Annotated in this window: 1 protein-coding gene and 1 pseudogene; both read right to left on the bottom strand. The window is 69.0% G+C overall.

The features are described 5' to 3' along the window. On the bottom strand, window positions 1-565 hold a 565-nt coding region (locus tag G3N99_RS40445; RefSeq protein WP_206125220.1), incomplete at its 3' end, for an alpha/beta hydrolase. A 190-nt stretch (window positions 566-755) separates the two neighbouring features. Next, a pseudogene (locus G3N99_RS40440) lies at window positions 756-1,289 on the bottom strand (competence protein ComEC); the annotation flags it as partial.

The following is a 1,289-nucleotide window of genomic DNA, read 5'->3' as shown; positions in this document are numbered from 1 at the left end:
AGATCAGGTATTCGACCTGCCGGTCGAACGCGAGCGCCCGCTCGCCATCGGCGCCGGCCTGCGGAATCCCGTAGTCGATGTAGTCGGCGAGCATCCGTTCGTCCCAGCGCGCGAACGCCGGTTTCTCGCGGAAGTGCCGCCAGACTTCGTCGCGGCTCACCCAGCGCGTGCGCCGATTGCGCGTCGCGGCGGCCGGCGACAGCCGCTCGTCGAGTCCCGCCCACTGGCTCGCGCGCAATGCGCCGGCGCGCCAGCCCGCGATGATCGGCGAATCGATCATCACGACGCCGCGCACCCATTGCGGCTTCTTCAGCGCGGCCATCAGCGACAGGTAGCCGCCGAGCGAATGGCCGACGAGCCAGACGGGACGTTCGTAGCGGCTGCCGATGTCGTCGAGCAGTTGCTCGACGAGATGCGGCCAGTCGCGCGTCACCGGGTAGCGGCGGTCGTGGCCGATCCGTTCGATGTAGCGCAGCTCGTAGTCGTCGGCCAGTTCGGCGAAGATCGTGCGGTACGTCGACGCCGGAAAGCCGTTCGCGTGCGAGAAGTGGAGGATGTCCTTCAAACGCCGATGTCTCCTTTGTCGGCGAGAGCTAGTGCTTTGACACTTACTCTCGCCCCATGCTTCGCGGTCGGCCGAAGTTGGCGCTCCAACGCTCACCCCGGTCTTTTGCTTCGCGTTCTGCCGGGCCCACGCTTCGGCATTGTGCGCGGATCCCGGGCCTTGTTTCCTGATACGCAGGCTCTCGCCCCGCTCACCGATCCATCCAGTATCGTCGCCGAACGTCGCGATGCCGCTCGAAGGCAAACCCGCCGTTATCGGGCGCGACGTCGAACCCCACGGCCCCGTCGCGATCGGTGCGCGGCAGCGGGATCCCGCGCGCCTCGTAACGGGCGAGAACCGTCCGGTGCGGATGTCCGAATCGATTGCGATAGCCTACAGGAAATACCGCAACGCGCGGCCCGACCGAATCGAGGAAAGGCTCGACCGACGACGTGCGGCTGCCGTGGTGCGGAACGACCAGGATCTGCGCGGCCAGCGCGTCTCGCGCGGCATCCACGAGCCGGCGTTCGCCGCGCGCATCGACGTCGCCCGTCAGCAGCGCGGACGTCTCGCCCGCGTCGATGCGCAGCACGCACGACTGCCCGTTCGACGAGCCCGTGCCCAGGCCGCCCTGCGGCCACAACATCGTGAACGTGACGCCGTCCCAGGTCCAGCGCTGCCCGGCCGCGCACGGCAGCCGATCGGTGACGCCGGCGGCGGCCGCATCGCGCCACAGCCGGCTGCG

Origin of the sequence: Burkholderia sp. Ac-20392, assembly GCF_017104585.1 — a bacterium.
GTDB classification, from domain to species: Bacteria; Pseudomonadota; Gammaproteobacteria; order Burkholderiales; family Burkholderiaceae; genus Burkholderia; species Burkholderia lata.
This window is presented reverse-complemented; position numbering and strand designations above follow the sequence as displayed.